Raw genomic sequence first — 14,197 nt, forward strand, 5'->3', positions numbered from 1 at the left:
GCTTATTGACCTTCAAGGTTCTTTCTTAGTTCTCTGAGAATTTGTTTGGCACCAGGACGTAAGCCACGCCAGAGCATAAAGCTTTCCGCAGCCTGCCCAACTAACATTCCAAGACCATCATACGCATGAGCGGCGCCATTATCTTTTGCCCATAAGTTAAAGCTCGTCACCCCTTTGCCATAAATCATGTCATAGCTTGTACTGTTAGCGGCAAAGATGGAGGATGAAATAGTCGGCAGTTCACCACTAAGAGAAGCGGATGTGGAGTTAATGATGACATCATACTCTTCATCAATACTTGCCATCTCTTTGGCGAGGATAGGACCGTGAGAGACAAACAGCTCTGCGAGCTCTTGTGCTTTACTAAAGGTACGGTTGGTAATGGTTAAAGAGGTCGGCTTTTGATCGAGTAGTGGCTTAATAACACCACGAGCTGCACCACCAGCACCAATAATTAGGATTCGCGCACCTTCCAATACAACCTGATGCTGAAGCAGATCTTGCACTAAACCTGCACCATCAGTGTTGTCACCGATGATTTCACCATCGTCTAACTTCTTGAGGGTATTTACCGCGCCTGCTAACTGAGCCCGTTCTGTCAATCGACTAGCAAATTGATAAGCATCTTCTTTAAATGGCATAGTGATGTTGCACCCCTTGCCACCTTCAGCAAAAAACACCTTCGCCGCGTCAATAAAACCATCAACAGGTGCACTTTCTGCGGTATACACCAAAGATTGATTAGTTTGACGAGCAAACAAGGTGTGAATGAATGGCGACTTACTGTGTCCGATAGGATTACCAAACACGGCATAGCGATCGATTTGCTGGGTCATTTCCTTACCTTTGTTCCTTACTTAGATATAGAGAAAACAGGGCCACCTGATTACAGATGACCCTATCACTATCTATCTATATAGAAAAGGAGATTCCGTGCTTACCACTCTCGGGGCGTTAGGTATCGCTCGTAAAGTTCAGCTTCTGGCGATCCCGCTTCTGGCTCGTAGCAGTACTCCCAGCGAGCGAGCGGCGGCATTGACATCAGAATCGACTCAGTACGCCCACCACTTTGTAAACCAAATAAGGTGCCACGGTCATACACTAAGTTGAACTCTACGTAACGGCCGCGACGATATAGTTGGAATTCACGCTCACGCTCACCATACTTGAACTCTTTACGACGAGAAACGATCGGCAAGTAAGCCTGGCAATAGCCTTCACCCACTGCTTTGATGTAAGCAAAACACTTATCAAATTCCCACTGGTTTAGATCATCAAAGAACAAACCGCCAACACCGCGAGTTTCATTACGATGTGGTAGGAAGAAGTATTTGTCACACCATGCTTTATGCTCTTGGTAAACATCGTCACCAAATGGCGCACAAAGCAGTTTTGCAGTGTCGTGCCATGATTGGCAATCTTCTTCAAATGGATAGAACGGCGTTAGGTCAAAACCACCACCAAACCACCAAATTGGGTCTTCGCCATCTTTTTCTGCAATAAAGAAGCGGACATTGGCGTGTGAAGTCGGTACATAAGGGTTTTTAGGGTGAATAACCAAAGAAACACCCATCGCTTCAAAACGACGACCCGCTAGCTCTGGGCGATGCGCTGTCGCAGATGCTGGCATTTCTTTCCCTTCCACATGCGAGAAGTTCACGCCTCCCTGCTCGAAAACAAGGCCATCACGCAAAACACGTGAGCGACCACCGCCACCCAGACGCTCTCCTTTTTCACGTTGCCATGCATCTTCGACAAAGACGGCCTTTCCATCTTCTTGTTCTAACTGCTGACAAATGGAGTCCTGAAGTGACATCAAGAACTGCTTTACGGCGTGCTTATCGATCGCTGACATACGTTATTACCTATTACGTGAAACCTAATGATGGCTGGCTAGCAGGGTTAACCCTGTCTTAATATTTGTGAAGTTTTGGCGTCACGAATCTCGCTGGGTTTATCACGACCGCTGGTCTCGCCACGAAGAATGGCGACCAGCTTATCACCCAACTGCTCTTCGACTTCTTCCGTGGTCATACACGGTGGTAAGCTGGAGAGATTCGCGCTGGTAGAGGTTAACGGCTTTCCGAATGCATTACACATTTTTTGCACCAAAGGATGATCAGTCACACGAACCGCAATTGAATCAAACTGCCCTGAAACCCAGTTGGATACTTTATCGCTCGCTGGCATGATCCAAGTGTATGGGCCTGGCCAAGTGGCATGAACAGTCTGTAATTGTTCTTCAGTCAACTGAGATTCATCAATATAAGGCAAAAGCTGATCATAACTTGCCGCGATTAGAATCAGCCCTTTTTCTACCGGACGCTGCTTGAGCTCTAATAGCTTTTGAATTGCTTCTGGGTTATCTGGATCACATCCGACACCAAAAACCCCTTCTGTTGGATAGGCAATCACTTCGCCTTGCTTGAGTGCGTTGAGCACTTGTTCAAAGTTATCCACCGATTACTTCCTATTTGTTTGACTGTGTTGTTTTCACTAAGTGTACAAATATTCACTCTCAGACACTAAAGCAATTTTTTTATAAAATGTATCAATAGCGCCAACAACAAGACGCAAACGTTTGCTTGAGATAAAAATCCCCGTATAATGCGCACAAATTTATAGCTCACCTAATTTTTGCAGCTTAAAGGAGTTTGAGATGAAAGTCGGTATCATCATGGGTTCTAAATCCGATTGGCCAACCATGAAACTAGCAGCGGACATGCTAGATCAATTTGGCGTGCCTTACGAAACAAAAGTCGTGTCAGCACACCGAACTCCTCAATTACTGGCTGACTACGCTAGTGGCGCAAAAGAACGCGGCATCAAAGTTATCATCGCAGGCGCAGGTGGTGCAGCCCACCTACCAGGTATGGCGGCGGCGTTTACTAGTTTGCCAGTGCTTGGGGTTCCCGTTCAGTCTCGTGCACTGAAAGGTATGGATTCACTGCTCTCTATTGTACAGATGCCAAAGGGAGTTGCGGTTGGTACATTGGCGATTGGCGAAGCGGGCGCAGCAAACGCCGGTATCCTAGCAGCGCAAATCCTAGGCACTCATGATGAAAACATCATGGCGAAGGTAGAAGCATTCCGTAATGAGCAAACGGAAACAGTTCTCGCAAATCCAAACCCTGCAGAGGATTAATCAGATGCATGTACTGGTTCTTGGTGCGGGTCAGTTGGCTCGTATGATGTCTCTGGCTGGTGCGCCACTGAATATTCAAATTTCAGCTTACGATGTCAGCAGCGGTGATGTCGTTCACCCTTTAACTCAACAGGTACTTGGCCATGGCTTGGAAAATGCGATTACGCAAGTTGATGTGATTACTGCCGAGTTCGAGCATATTCCACATGACGTGCTAAAGGTTTGCGAAGCGAGCGGCAAGTTCCTACCAAGTACGCAAGCCATCAAAGCAGGTGGTGATCGCCGTATTGAAAAAGCACTGCTTGATGATGCTGGCGTGCGCAACGCGAAATACTACGTCATTGAAACTCGTGAAGACTTTGAGCGCGCAATTGAACACGTTGGTATGCCAATGGTTCTGAAAAGTGCATTGGGTGGCTACGATGGTAAAGGCCAATGGCGCTTAAAAGAAGCTTCTCAAGTCGACGACATTTGGACTGAGATGGCAGAGTGCATCGCGGCAACACCAACTCAAGCGATTGTTGCTGAAGAGTTTGTTCCTTTTAACCGCGAAGTATCACTAGTTGGTGCTCGAAGCAAAGATGGAAATGTGGAAGTGTACCCTCTGGCAGAGAATGTTCACACCAACGGTGTATTGAGTCTTTCTACTGCGATTGATGCGCCAGAGTTACAGGAACAAGCAAAGCAAATGTTCACGGCTGTCGCAGATAGCCTAGATTACGTTGGCGTATTAGCGCTTGAGTTCTTTGATGTCGATGGGGCACTTTTAGTGAATGAGATTGCTCCACGCGTGCACAACTCTGGTCACTGGACACAGCAAGGTGCAGAAACGTGTCAGTTTGAAAACCATCTGCGCGCAGTATGCGGCTTACCATTAGGTAGTACGAAATTGGTTCGTGAAACCTCAATGGTGAATATTCTTGGTGAAGATACGTTGCCAGAAACACTGCTCGCCATGGATGGTTGTCACATCCATTGGTACGGCAAAGAGAAGCGCGAAGGGCGCAAAATGGGTCACATCAACGTATGCGGTGACTACCCAGGAGAATTGCACCGTAGGTTGTGCGCTCTCGCGAAGGTCTTAGATCCAATGACATTCCCAGCCGTGCACGAGTTTGCGAAACAAGCACAACGCTAAAATCTAGCCCCAAAAACCACAAAGGGTCGCACGATGCGACCCTTTTTAATTCCTTTGATGTATTTACCCTTGTTGAGTGTGCTGGCACTTACGGTTGGCACATTGCAATTTCACACCACTGGCGAGTTTCTTCTCCACCAACAACGTAAAACCACATTCTTCGCACCTCCCCTTTACCGGAGGGAGATTCACTGCAAATTTGCATTTAGGGTAGTTATCACATGCGTAGAAAGTTTTACCAAAACGCGTCTTACGTTCAACTAAATGACCTTTACCGCATTCAGGACACGCGTGGTGCTCTTGCGACTGCTTTTCTGGCTCAGGTTGATTAATCGACTCAATATGATGACAAGCCGGGTAATGGCTACAACCAACGAACATACCGTAGCGCCCTTGGCGGAGAACCAACTCATTGCCACACTCAGGACAAGGCACACCCAACTCTTTCACGATGTGCCCATCATTGCTGTGTAGCGGTTTAATGTAATCACAGCTTGGGTAATGGTTACAGCCGAGAAATGGGCCATGTTTTCCGTGCTTGAGAGTCAGCTCACCACCACATTTTGGACACGGCTCGTGTTCCAAAGCGTGTTCATGGGCAGAGAAAAGGGTGTTGTCGATTTTACTACTCATACTTACCGTTTCGTGAAAAACACACAAAAAGACAAACTCGCGTTTATTCTAGCTAAACTCGAACTTGCCCAGATGGTTAGTGAAGAATCCCTTGTTCCTTGGTGTACAACAGCTCTTCCATTAGCGTGTAAGCGTTTTCGTTGCCAGGCACATTAAACAGCACCATCAGAATGATCCATTTGAGGTCTTCAAGCTCAAACTCACTCGTTTCTAATCCCATCACTCGGTCAATCACCATTTCGCGAGTTTCTGTGGTTAACACATTGATTTGCTCGAGAAACAATAGAAATCCTCGGCATTCCAAATCTAAACGCTGCGTCTCTTTCGCTGTGTAGATACGAGTTGATGACGAAGCCATGCAAGTCGAGATTGCAGAAGAGGTGTCACTTTGCTGCAATGCGGCAAGCTCTTCTAACCAGACAAGGGCTTTGTAGATATCTTTTTGTTGGAAGCCTGCACGAAGCAACTCTTCTTCCAACTCGTCTTGTTCGACCTGTAACTCTGCATCGCTATGGATGTAGGTTTCGAATAGATACATCAGTATATCCATCATCATAGCTAGCCCCTCCCCTTTCGAATATAGCCACCTGAAACCGCAACGACATGCCCAGAGAGTTCTAACTCTAAGAGCTGCATCATGACTTCTTGGACAGGTATATTGGTCCTGTTTGCAAGAATATCAACCGGTGTAGCTTCACTTCCTACGTTAGCTAACAGCTGAGGAAATGGCAATTCTTCTTCATCATTTAACGTAGAAAATAAATCGGTACTCTGATTAATAGACCAATCAAGCAAGGACTGTATTTCATCTAAGACATCTTTCGTCTTTTCTACGAGGCAAGCGCCATGACGTATCAACTGGTTTCCACCGCAGGCATTGGGGGCATTGATTGACGCTGGCAGCGCAAATACTTCTCGACCTTGCTCAAGCGCGTAACGAGCTGTAATTAACGAGCCGCTCTTTTTCGCCGCCTCGACGACCAGTACACCAAGCGATAATCCACTAATAATACGATTACGACGCGGGAAGTTTTCTGGGCGCGGCTTGGCATTAGGCCGAAACTCAGACACCAAAGCCCCATGTTCAATAACACGTTGCGCTAAACCACGATGACGTGCCGGATAAATATTTGCTAAGCCAGATCCTAGCACCGCAATCGTCTTACCACCCGCTTGCAACGCACCATCATGCGCATGACCATCAATGCCTAAAGCGAGACCACTGGTGACAATAAAATCGTGCTGAACAAACTCTGCAGCAAACTGACGTGCATGCTGTAATCCATCAAAACTCGCATTTCGACTGCCAACCATCGCGATTTGTGGCTGAGAGAGACAAGTAGGGTTTCCTTGAACAAAAAGTAGAGGTGGCGGTGCAACGATTTGTTTGAGTTGAGGTGGATAACGCGGGTCAGTCAGTGTCAGGATATGATGATTTGTAGAAGCCTCAAGCCAGCTTAAACAAGCATCGACTTCTTTATCTGTTGAAGCCCAAGCTTGAATTTGCTTAGTTGTTAACCCAAGTTGTTGTAGCTGTTCAGGAGAGAAGTTTACGATGTTACGTGGCGTGTCTCTTGCCAGTAGCTTATTCATTTTGACGCCGCCAATGCCTGGTAAACAACTCAGTTTTAACCAGGCAGCGAGATCATCGTTATTTCGTCGATTCATCGATGGTTAATTCGTCCGCCAACGGTGACACCACCGAAATATCTTGGTTAATGGGTTTAGTACTGTTAGTGATCAGTGCCAAGCTAAAGTACTCATAAGGACGAATGACCAGCAACTCACCAACTTTGCTTTGAGGCAAAGTAATTTTCTTATCAAGCACGCCAAACTCTTTCTTGAACTCATCGCCGTCTTTGTAAACTGGGTGCGCGTCTTCTTTTAAATCAAACACACTGCCTTGCTTCAGATTGTCTGACGTGCCTTTATCAATCACCACGACTTGGTTAGTTGAACTAAAGCGAATGCCTTCGATATTACCTAGCAACTTTGCAGAACTGCCTTGTGGCGACGGCAGCGGATAGAACGTAGTCGTGAAGTCAGTATTCTCAACCGATTGATTTGGCAACGCGATATCGTTACGTAGGATTTCTTGCATTTGCGATGTAAGCTTCAAACCTGAATAATCACTCGAAGCTTCAACGAGCTCGCCTTTGGCAATCAAACGCAGCGCGGTAATCTCTTCGGACACATCGTCACGCGAAAAGGTAGCTACTGGTCGGTAAATAGCCCAACCTGTCGCGGTCTGATTGCCATTGATATACAGCACATCTTCTGCAGTCAGATACTTACTGCCTTTGCTGCTACCCATCACTTTTGCTGCTCTGTTCAACGAATCTTTATCTAGCAACCGATCCGATTGAAGGTAAGGCATCACCAAACCTTCCGCAACGGTTGGTACGGCTTTCTTTTCTGTGATGCGAGCTTTCGGGCTCAGCTTCTTAACCGGTTTTAGGCTCAACACGGGCTGACCGTTAATCCACACCAAAGACAGCTTGTCTCCGGGATAAATTAAATGAGGGTTATCGATTTCCGGGTTTACTTGCCATAAACGAGGCCACAACCACGGGCTATCTAAGTACATGGCCGAAATATCCCATAGCGTATCGCCCTTCACGACTACATACGTTTGTGGCGCATCATCTTTAACAGTCAGTGGGTTCGCATCCACATTTGCTACAGCGTTGAAAGAGAAAAGTAGCGGCAACGTAACACTGGCAACGTTGCGGAAAATTCGATTCATGACCCTCGTCCTTGGTCTATTAAGCAGGAACCAGAATGGAAATTGGTGCAAGGATGCTGTCATTTAGGCTATAAAATGTCTAGAATTGAGCCAACAAGGTTTGTGCTGTTTCGGCACAGTTCAATATTTCGAGTGAATATGTCTGTATTACAAGTATTAACATTCCCGGATGATCGCCTGCGCACAGTCGCAAAGCCTGTTGAAGCGGTGACCCCTGAGATTCAAAAAATCGTCGATGACATGATTGAAACCATGTACGACGAAGAAGGTATTGGCCTTGCTGCAACGCAGGTTGATATCCACAAACGTATCGTAGTGATTGATATTTCAGAAACTCGCGATGAGCCGATGGTGCTAATCAACCCTGAGATTCTGGAAAAGCGTGGCGAAGATGGCATCGAAGAAGGCTGTCTGTCGGTACCAGGTGCGCGCGCACTTGTGCCTCGCGCTGCAGAAGTTACCGTTAAAGCACTGGATCGTGATGGCAAAGAGTTCACCTTTGAAGCCGACGACCTGCTAGCGATTTGTGTTCAACACGAGCTTGATCACCTACAAGGTAAGCTGTTCGTGGATTACCTATCGCCACTGAAACGCAAACGCATTCAGGACAAGCTAGCGAAAATCAAACGCTTTAACGAGAAGCAGCAAAACGCTTAATCTCGAACCATACCAATTAGAAGGAAGTCTACCTTGAGTCAGTCTTTACGAATTGTCTTTGCAGGTACTCCGGATTTCGCCGCCCGTCACTTGGCGGCGTTGTTGTCTTCGGAGCATGAAGTCATCGCGGTTTACACAAACCCAGATCGTCCAGCGGGTCGTGGCAAAAAATTGGCTGCGCCACCGGTAAAACAACTGGCGCTAGAACACAATATCCCGGTTTACCAACCTGAAAGCTTTAAGTCCGACGAAGCGAAACAAGAACTTGCCGATCTGAACGCCGACCTCATGGTTGTCGTGGCGTACGGTATGCTGCTGCCACAAGCGGTTCTTGATACCCCTAAACTGGGTTGTATCAACGTACATGGTTCTATCCTACCTCGTTGGCGTGGTGCGGCTCCAATCCAACGCTCTATTTGGGCGGGCGATGCAGAAACTGGCGTAACCATCATGCAGATGGACATCGGTCTCGACACTGGTGATATGCTGAAGATTGCAACTCTGCCAATCGAAGCGACAGATACCAGCGCTTCAATGTACGAAAAATTGGCTGAGCTTGGTCCAGAAGCCCTGATTGACTGCCTAGCAGACATTGCTGCGGGTAAAGCAGTGCCAGTGAAGCAAGACGATGAGCTAGCGAACTATGCGAAAAAACTCAGCAAAGAAGAAGCACGCATCAACTGGAACGACGATGCGGCGCACATTGAGCGCTGCGTTCGTGCATTTAACCCATGGCCAATGAGCCACTTTGAGGCGGCAGAAAACAGCATCAAAGTATGGCAAAGCCGTGTGGCAGAGCAAACCAGTGACAAGCCAGCCGGCACCATCGTGCAAGCAGATAAAACCGGTATTTATGTTGCGACAGGCAACGGCGTACTGGTGCTAGAGCAACTGCAAGTTCCTGGCAAAAAAGCCATGTCAGTTCAGGATATTCTGAATTCGCGTGCGGCTTGGTTTGAAGTTGGCACTCTGCTGGTTTAAGCCATACTAGGGGTTATTATCCCCAATTATACGAACTTTTAGAGGGCAGAGATGCCCTCCTTTACTTTAAGGTACTCATCATGAATGTTCGCGCTGCGGCTGCTAACGTCCTGTATCTTGTCGTCGACAAGGGCCACTCACTTTCAAGCGCTCTTCCAGCGGCTCAACAAACGGTACGACCTCGTGACCACGCTCTGTTACAAGAGATCTGTTACGGTGCGCTACGTTACCTACCTCGCCTAGAAATGATCGCAAACCAATTGATGGATAAGCCGCTAAAAGGCAAACAACGTGTATTCCATCACCTAATTCTGGTTGGTATTTACCAACTGAGCTTCATGCGCATTCCTGCGCACGCAGCTGTCGGTGAAACGGTTGAAGGCACTAAAGAGCTGAAAGGTCCTCGTCTGCGTGGTTTGATTAACGCTGTATTGCGTAACTACCAGCGCAACCAAGAAGAACTCGACCAAATGGCCGTCAGCAACAACGCTGGCAAGTACGGTCACCCAAGCTGGTTACTAAAACTGCTGCAAGAGGCCTACCCACAGCAATGGGAAAGCATAGTTGAAGCGAACAACCAAAAAGCACCAATGTGGCTCCGTGTAAATCACCAACACCACACTCGAAATGAATACCTTGCGCTGCTCAAAAATGAAAACATTGATAGCACGCCACACACAGAAGCAATGGACGCCATAAAATTGGCCGCACCATGTGACGTGATGAAGCTACCTGGTTTTGATAAAGGTTGGGTTTCGGTACAAGATGCGGCGGCGCAGCTTTCGATCAACTACCTAAAACCACAAGACGGCGAACTGATTTTAGATTGCTGTGCTGCGCCAGGTGGCAAGACTGCGCACATTCTAGAGCGCACGTCGGGCAGTGAAGTGGTCGCGATTGACTGCGACGACACACGCTTGAAACGTGTGCATGAAAACCTGAAGCGTCTCAACCTTCAGGCAAAAGTGGTTTGCGGTGATGCGCGTAATCCACAAGAATGGTGGCAAGGCGAGCAATTTGATCGCATTTTGCTGGATGCCCCATGTTCTGCGACTGGCGTGATTCGTCGTCACCCAGACATCAAATGGCTACGTCGTGCAGACGACATCGCCGCATTAGCAGAGCTGCAAAGTGAAATTTTTGATGCCATGTGGACGCAACTGAAGCCCGGCGGCACCATGGTTTACGCGACTTGTTCAATCACACCGCAAGAAAACGTGGAGCAAGTAAAAGCGTTTTTAGCACGTACCGCGGATGCGCAACTGCTGGATTCTGATCCCGACCAGCCTGGTCGTCAAATTCTACCAGGCGAAGAAGATATGGATGGTTTCTACTACGCAGTGCTAACTAAAACACACGCGTAACAGCATGCTAAATAGGGCGATTGAAGTGATTTCAATCGCCTTTTTCAGATACGAGAAAAGAGTATGAAGATCATTATTCTTGGTGCAGGTCAGGTTGGCGGCACACTGGCAGAAAACCTAGTGGGTGAAAACAACGACATCACCATCGTCGACAATAATGCCGACCGACTGCGTGAATTGCAGGACAAATACGACCTGCGTGTGGTCAATGGCCATGCGAGCCACCCAGACGTGCTGCATGAAGCTGGCGCGCAAGACGCCGATATGCTCGTCGCAGTAACCAACACTGATGAAACCAACATGGCTGCCTGTCAGGTCGCGTTCACTCTATTCAATACCCCAAACCGCGTTGCACGTATTCGCTCTCCAGAATACTTGGCAGAAAAAGAAGCCCTGTTTAAATCTGGCGCTATTCCTGTTGATCACCTTATCGCACCAGAAGAACTCGTCACGAGCTACATCGAACGTCTGATCCAATACCCAGGCGCGCTGCAAGTGGTGAGCTTTGCTGAACAGAAAGTCAGCCTAGTGGCGGTGAAAGCCTACTATGGTGGCCCGCTGGTGGGTAATGCGCTGTCTGCTTTGCGTGAGCACATGCCGCACATCGATACCCGTGTGGCGGCTATTTTCCGCCAGGGTCGCCCGATTCGCCCACAAGGCACCACGATTATTGAAGCCGACGATGAAGTGTTCTTCGTTGCAGCAAGTAATCATATTCGCTCAGTGATGAGTGAGCTTCAGCGCCTAGAAAAACCGTACCGCCGCATCATGATTGTTGGCGGGGGTAACATCGGCGCAAGCTTGGCTAAACGCCTAGAGCAAACTTACAGCGTGAAGCTGATTGAGCGTAACTACCAGCGTGCAGAAAAGCTCTCTGAGCAACTAGAAAACACCATCGTGTTCTGCGGTGATGCGGCAGACCAAGAGCTTCTCTCGGAAGAGAACATCGACCAAGTCGACGTTTTCATCGCGCTGACCAACGAAGATGAAACCAACATCATGTCTGCAATGTTGGCAAAACGCATGGGCGCTAAAAAAGTGATGGTGCTGATCCAACGTGGCGCTTATGTAGACCTGGTACAAGGCGGCGTAATTGATGTAGCAATCTCACCTCAGCAAGCCACTATTTCAGCCTTGCTAACGCACGTTCGTCGCGCTGATATCGTAAACGTATCCTCACTTCGCCGCGGCGCTGCGGAAGCGATTGAAGCCGTCGCTCACGGTGATGAAAGTACATCTAAAGTGGTTGGACGTGCGATTGGAGATATAAAGCTTCCACCTGGGACCACCATTGGTGCTATCGTTCGTGGCGAAGAAGTTCTTATTGCCCACGACCGTACGGTCATCGAGCAGGATGACCATGTGGTGATGTTCCTGGTCAACAAAAAATACGTATCAGACGTCGAAGCGCTATTCCAGCCGAGTCCATTCTTCCTCTAGGATTTTCCTATGGTCAACTTACGTCCCGTACTGTTTGTTATCGGGCTGGTTTTATCCAAACTGGCCCTGTTTATGTACGTGCCGACTTTGGTCGCTTTCTTTACCGGTACGGGGGGATTCCTCGATTTCGCCCAAGCCGTTGTGATCACGCACCTTGCCGCCTTCATCTGCCTAACGATAGGTCGAACCGCCAAGTTCAAACTCAGCGTACGCGATATGTTCCTCATCACCAGTTTGGTTTGGACCATCGCGAGTGCGTTTGCCGCTTTGCCATTTGTGTTTATCAACCACATCAGCTTCACCGACGCCTACTTCGAAACGATGTCGGGTATCACCACGACGGGCTCAACGGTGCTCAGTGGCCTAGACAACATGGCGCCGAGCATATTGTTGTGGCGCTCTATTTTACAGTGGCTTGGTGGCATTGGTTTTATCGTGATGGCGGTAGCAGTGCTACCTATGCTGAATGTCGGTGGTATGAAGCTATTCCAAACCGAATCATCAGATTGGTCGGATAAAAGTAGTCCAAGAGCGAAAACGGTCGCCAAAAACATCGTAGCGGTATATTTAATGCTAACAGGCCTATGTATTTTGGGCTACTTGATCACCGGCATGAACCTGTTCGAAGCAATCAACCATGCCTTTACTACGCTATCGACGGGTGGATACTCTACATCTGATGGGTCAATGAACCACTTCTCTAATGGCGCACATTGGGTGGCCACTACCTTTATGTTCTTAGGTGGTTTGCCGTTTTTGCTCTTTATCGCCGCATTACGTAAACGCCGTATTGATGTGTTGGTTAACGACGCTCAAGTTAGAGGATTTGCGTACCTGTTCGTATTCTCAAGCTTAGTGATTTCAGCTTGGCTAGTGATTCGAGATGGGTACACCATTTTGGATGCCCTGCGAGTGTCGATGTTTAATATTGTCTCTGTCGTCACCACAACTGGCTTTGGCTTAGAAGACTTCACCGCATGGGGCGCATTACCCACCACTCTTTTCGCATTCTTAATGATGGCGGGAGCATGCTCAGGATCAACGTCTGGCGGGATCAAAATCTTCCGCTTCCAAATTGCGATGACGCTGCTAAACAAACAAATGATGAAGTTGATTCACCCTTCAGGGGTGTTTGTACAGCGTTATAACCAGCGACCGGTGAATGATGATATTGTTCGCTCAGTGGTGGCATTTGGCTTGATGTTTTTTATCACCATTATCTTTATCGCAGGTTGTTTAAGTGCTCTTGGCCTCGACCCTGTGACCAGTATTTCTGGCTCAATCACCGCCGTTGCCAATGTTGGCCCTGGTATGGGTAGTGTGATTGGCCCGACAGGCAACTTCGCGCCTCTGCCCGATACTGCCAAATGGCTCTTAAGCTTTGGGATGTTAATGGGCCGCTTGGAAATTCTGACTATTCTTGTACTGTTCTTTCCTGCGTTTTGGCGCCGCTAAGCAGACTCTAATTAAAAGGTATAACAATGAAAACATGGATTACTCTGGCGACCCTACTTGCCGCCTCATCCACATACGCCGCCGAGGTCATCACTTTAGCCGATGGTCGAGAAGTGAAGTTGAACGATGACTTTACCTGGGAGTACGTCATGAAAAAACCGGCGCAGCAAGCGACGGAGACACAAACAACAGCAAGCGTAGTTGAAACAATCGCAGCTCCTGCGATTGCGACAATTCCTGTGGTAACGAAAACCGTTGGCACGACCGTGGTGGTAAACGCCAAAAAGCCAACCATGCAGCTATCAGATTCAGGTGTGGATGTATTGATTGGTTCAGCAAGCTATCAAAGCGGTGAGCTTATTTTGCCTACATCAATCACTAACCAAAGCTCTCAATCTGTCATTCAAGTAGAAGTTGAGGTGCAAGTGTTTGATATGTCTGGTCAGCAACTGGCAAAAGAAAACGTGACGGTTTGGCAATCCATCAAGCGCATGGCGGATACCTACCTGCGACCACAGCAAGCGGAACAAGGTAAGAGCATTAAATTGGCTGTACCGCAATCACAGCAATACCAGTTTTCTGCCAAAGTGCTAGAGGTAAAAACTCGCTAATACGTGTTTAATATTCTTTGTTGAGCC

Annotated in this window: 15 protein-coding genes; 8 read left to right on the top strand and 7 right to left on the bottom strand. The window is 47.9% G+C overall.

Annotated elements, in window-relative coordinates:
* Nucleotides 1-2: 2 nt before the first annotated feature.
* The 3 genes from aroE to H9L11_RS06575 all read right to left on the bottom strand — a co-directional run bounded on the left by aroE (nucleotide 3) and on the right by H9L11_RS06575 (nucleotide 2,460).
* Complete coding sequence (gene aroE / locus H9L11_RS06565; protein ID WP_033906569.1) at nucleotides 3-836, bottom strand: shikimate dehydrogenase; 834 nt, start codon at nucleotides 834-836, stop codon at nucleotides 3-5.
* A gap of 101 nt (nucleotides 837-937) precedes the next feature.
* The gene (gene hemF / locus H9L11_RS06570) at nucleotides 938-1,855 is read right to left on the bottom strand and encodes an oxygen-dependent coproporphyrinogen oxidase (protein ID WP_033906570.1); all 918 of its coding nucleotides are present in this window, start codon (nucleotides 1,853-1,855) and stop codon (nucleotides 938-940) included.
* A gap of 47 nt (nucleotides 1,856-1,902) precedes the next feature.
* Nucleotides 1,903-2,460, bottom strand: coding sequence for an L-threonylcarbamoyladenylate synthase (locus H9L11_RS06575; protein WP_033906571.1), 558 nt, complete (start codon nucleotides 2,458-2,460; stop codon nucleotides 1,903-1,905).
* Between the two features lie 199 nt (nucleotides 2,461-2,659).
* Between H9L11_RS06575 and purE the strand changes: the two genes are divergently transcribed.
* Together purE and H9L11_RS06585 are read left to right on the top strand one after the other, a co-directional pair.
* Nucleotides 2,660-3,145 (top strand): 5-(carboxyamino)imidazole ribonucleotide mutase, encoded by a 486-nt coding sequence (purE, locus tag H9L11_RS06580; protein ID WP_033906572.1) that lies wholly within the window; start codon nucleotides 2,660-2,662, stop codon nucleotides 3,143-3,145.
* A gap of 4 nt (nucleotides 3,146-3,149) precedes the next feature.
* Entirely contained in the window at nucleotides 3,150-4,283 is a 1,134-nt protein-coding gene (locus H9L11_RS06585) for a 5-(carboxyamino)imidazole ribonucleotide synthase (protein ID WP_033906573.1), read from the top strand.
* A gap of 63 nt (nucleotides 4,284-4,346) precedes the next feature.
* Here H9L11_RS06585 and H9L11_RS06590 read toward each other — a convergent pair whose 3' ends face one another.
* The 4 genes from H9L11_RS06590 to H9L11_RS06605 form a co-directional block, all read right to left on the bottom strand.
* Complete coding sequence (locus H9L11_RS06590; protein WP_033906574.1) at nucleotides 4,347-4,916, bottom strand: topoisomerase DNA-binding C4 zinc finger domain-containing protein; 570 nt, start codon at nucleotides 4,914-4,916, stop codon at nucleotides 4,347-4,349.
* A 76-nt stretch (nucleotides 4,917-4,992) separates the two neighbouring features.
* A complete protein-coding gene (locus H9L11_RS06595) occupies nucleotides 4,993-5,472 on the bottom strand; it encodes a DUF494 family protein (protein WP_033906575.1) in 480 nt (159 codons plus the stop codon).
* A 2-nt stretch (nucleotides 5,473-5,474) separates the two neighbouring features.
* Nucleotides 5,475-6,584 (bottom strand): DNA-processing protein DprA, encoded by a 1,110-nt coding sequence (gene dprA / locus H9L11_RS06600; protein WP_205391057.1) that lies wholly within the window; start codon nucleotides 6,582-6,584, stop codon nucleotides 5,475-5,477.
* On the bottom strand, nucleotides 6,568-7,662 hold the full coding sequence (locus tag H9L11_RS06605; protein WP_033906576.1) for a LysM peptidoglycan-binding domain-containing protein: 1,095 nt from the start codon (nucleotides 7,660-7,662) through the stop codon (nucleotides 6,568-6,570). The genes dprA and H9L11_RS06605 overlap by 17 nt, the downstream gene beginning before the upstream one ends.
* Nucleotides 7,663-7,800: 138 nt before the next feature.
* Here H9L11_RS06605 and def point away from each other — a divergent pair, with 138 nt between their 5' ends.
* The 6 genes from def (at nucleotide 7,801) to H9L11_RS06635 (ending at nucleotide 14,170) form a co-directional block, all read left to right on the top strand.
* The gene (def, locus tag H9L11_RS06610; RefSeq protein WP_005379068.1) at nucleotides 7,801-8,319 is read left to right on the top strand and encodes a peptide deformylase; all 519 of its coding nucleotides are present in this window, start codon (nucleotides 7,801-7,803) and stop codon (nucleotides 8,317-8,319) included.
* Between the two features lie 33 nt (nucleotides 8,320-8,352).
* Entirely contained in the window at nucleotides 8,353-9,300 is a 948-nt protein-coding gene (gene fmt / locus H9L11_RS06615; RefSeq protein WP_005461453.1) for a methionyl-tRNA formyltransferase, read from the top strand.
* A gap of 80 nt (nucleotides 9,301-9,380) precedes the next feature.
* The gene (rsmB, locus tag H9L11_RS06620) at nucleotides 9,381-10,664 is read left to right on the top strand and encodes a 16S rRNA (cytosine(967)-C(5))-methyltransferase RsmB (protein WP_033906577.1); all 1,284 of its coding nucleotides are present in this window, start codon (nucleotides 9,381-9,383) and stop codon (nucleotides 10,662-10,664) included.
* Between the two features lie 63 nt (nucleotides 10,665-10,727).
* Nucleotides 10,728-12,104: a Trk system potassium transporter TrkA gene (trkA, locus tag H9L11_RS06625; RefSeq protein ID WP_005379062.1), complete on the top strand. Its 1,377-nt coding sequence runs from the start codon at nucleotides 10,728-10,730 to the stop codon at nucleotides 12,102-12,104.
* 9 nt (nucleotides 12,105-12,113) lie between these two features.
* A complete protein-coding gene (locus tag H9L11_RS06630; RefSeq protein WP_017821575.1) occupies nucleotides 12,114-13,559 on the top strand; it encodes a TrkH family potassium uptake protein in 1,446 nt (481 codons plus the stop codon).
* A 26-nt stretch (nucleotides 13,560-13,585) separates the two neighbouring features.
* Complete coding sequence (locus tag H9L11_RS06635) at nucleotides 13,586-14,170, top strand: DUF3157 family protein (RefSeq protein ID WP_005379050.1); 585 nt, start codon at nucleotides 13,586-13,588, stop codon at nucleotides 14,168-14,170.
* Nucleotides 14,171-14,197 lie beyond the last annotated feature (27 nt).

Origin of the sequence: Vibrio sp. sp1, from assembly GCF_016920955.1 — a bacterium.
Classification (GTDB): domain Bacteria; phylum Pseudomonadota; class Gammaproteobacteria; order Enterobacterales; family Vibrionaceae; genus Vibrio; species Vibrio alginolyticus.

What these genes read in the sequence shown, in the direction of transcription:
- aroE (WP_033906569.1), bottom strand. Translation starts at nt 836, where the DNA reads ATGACCCAGCAAATCGATCGCTATGCCGTGTTTGGTAATCCTATCGGA.
- hemF (WP_033906570.1), bottom strand. Translation starts at nt 1,855, where the DNA reads ATGTCAGCGATCGATAAGCACGCCGTAAAGCAGTTCTTGATGTCACTT.
- purE (WP_033906572.1), top strand. Translation starts at nt 2,660, where the DNA reads ATGAAAGTCGGTATCATCATGGGTTCTAAATCCGATTGGCCAACCATG.
- H9L11_RS06585 (WP_033906573.1), top strand. Translation starts at nt 3,150, where the DNA reads ATGCATGTACTGGTTCTTGGTGCGGGTCAGTTGGCTCGTATGATGTCT.
- H9L11_RS06590 (WP_033906574.1), bottom strand. Translation starts at nt 4,916, where the DNA reads ATGAGTAGTAAAATCGACAACACCCTTTTCTCTGCCCATGAACACGCT.
- H9L11_RS06595 (WP_033906575.1), bottom strand. Translation starts at nt 5,472, where the DNA reads ATGATGATGGATATACTGATGTATCTATTCGAAACCTACATCCATAGC.
- dprA (WP_205391057.1), bottom strand. Translation starts at nt 6,584, where the DNA reads ATGAATCGACGAAATAACGATGATCTCGCTGCCTGGTTAAAACTGAGT.
- H9L11_RS06605 (WP_033906576.1), bottom strand. Translation starts at nt 7,662, where the DNA reads ATGAATCGAATTTTCCGCAACGTTGCCAGTGTTACGTTGCCGCTACTT.
- def (WP_005379068.1), top strand. Translation starts at nt 7,801, where the DNA reads ATGTCTGTATTACAAGTATTAACATTCCCGGATGATCGCCTGCGCACA.
- rsmB (WP_033906577.1), top strand. Translation starts at nt 9,381, where the DNA reads ATGAATGTTCGCGCTGCGGCTGCTAACGTCCTGTATCTTGTCGTCGAC.
- trkA (WP_005379062.1), top strand. Translation starts at nt 10,728, where the DNA reads ATGAAGATCATTATTCTTGGTGCAGGTCAGGTTGGCGGCACACTGGCA.
- H9L11_RS06630 (WP_017821575.1), top strand. Translation starts at nt 12,114, where the DNA reads ATGGTCAACTTACGTCCCGTACTGTTTGTTATCGGGCTGGTTTTATCC.
- H9L11_RS06635 (WP_005379050.1), top strand. Translation starts at nt 13,586, where the DNA reads ATGAAAACATGGATTACTCTGGCGACCCTACTTGCCGCCTCATCCACA.